Below are 1212 nucleotides of genomic sequence, written 5' to 3' on the forward strand. Positions count from 1 at the left end.
CGACCTCCGCCGGTCCGGGGGCTGCGCTGGTCGTGCTCGGTCATGGGGGCCATTGTGCCCGGGCCGGCGCCCGCCCGCGGTCCCGACGCGGACGCCGGACCCCGTCGCGGCCCGGTGTCAGCCCGCGGCCGCGGCGGGACGGACGTCGAACACCGTGGTCGGCGGCTCCTCCTCCTCCGGCGGGCACACCAGGGCGCTGGGGCTGACCCGCCGCGGGCCGCGTCCGAGCGGGTCGAGCCGGTGGCGACGCCGGTGCTCCTCGAAGGCCAGCAGCTCCAGGTAGCCCGTCGTGGCCTCCTCCAGCGGGTCGAGCGGGCGCGGCTCGACCGGGGCGAAGGTGATCTCCCGCCGCTCGGGGAGCACGCCGGTGCGGGGGACCGCGCGCTCACCGAGGTGGGCCCGGACGTGCTCGGCGAAGGCGCGCCGGCCGGCGGCGTCCAGCGGGGTCGCGGACTCCCGCGCCACCACGAGCTCGTGGACCCGCGAGCTGGCCGGGGCCGGGGTGTCGGGCGCGGCCGTCCACCAGCGGGCGGCGGGAGCACCGGGCCACCCGTGCAGGGTCCGGCGGATCCCGGGCAGGTCGGCGGCCATGGCGGCGAAGACCTGCAGCTGGCCCTCGGGCTCCTCGGGCAGCTCGAACCGGCAGAGGACGCCGACCCACGGCTGGGCGGGCGCCTCCCAGGTGGTCGGCCGGAGGGCGTCCAAGTCGGGTTCGGCGAGCCGCTCGGCGACCGCCAGGTGGAAGTCCTCCAGCTGCCGGCGCAGCGCCAGCTGGTCCCGCCAGCGGGCGTGGTCGAAGTCGCGGGCCGAGCCGAGCTCGCTGAGCGGCACACCCGCCTGGCGGAGCAGCCCGAGCAGCTTGCCGTGGTGCAGCTGCTCGGCGGAGTAGCCGCGGCGGCCGGACCCGGGGGCGACCGAGGCGGGCTCGAGGATGCCGCGCTCGGCGTAGAGCCGCAGCGCCTTCGGCGTCAGGCCGGTGGCCAGCGCGAACTCGGCGGGGCCGATCTCTCGGGACATGCGTCTCCTCGGTCGTCGTCGGTGCACGTCCACGATCCGTCCTGCCCAAGGGGCGGGGTCAAGCGGCGGGGGCCGGCCGCCCGAGCCGGAGCACGGCCCGCACGGCGAGCCCGGCCAGCAGTGCCCAGAAGGCGGCGCTGACGCCGGCGACGGCCAGACCGGAGGCGGCGACCGCGAAGGTGACGACCGCCGGCA

1 protein-coding gene is annotated in these 1212 nt (G+C 78.5%); it reads right to left on the reverse strand.

The window, feature by feature from the left end:
- Positions 1–117: 117 nt before the first annotated feature.
- Positions 118–1017, reverse strand: coding sequence for a MerR family transcriptional regulator (locus DVA66_RS20525; protein ID WP_114561586.1), 900 nt, complete (start codon positions 1015–1017; stop codon positions 118–120).
- Positions 1018–1212: the final 195 nt, after the last annotated feature.

This window comes from Desertihabitans aurantiacus, from assembly GCF_003344635.1.
GTDB lineage: Bacteria > Actinomycetota > Actinomycetes > Propionibacteriales > Propionibacteriaceae > Desertihabitans > Desertihabitans aurantiacus.

Excerpts from the sequence above, each read along its gene's own strand:
- DVA66_RS20525 (WP_114561586.1), bottom strand. The coding sequence starts at position 1,017 with ATGTCCCGAGAGATCGGCCCCGCCGAGTTCGCGCTGGCCACCGGCCTG.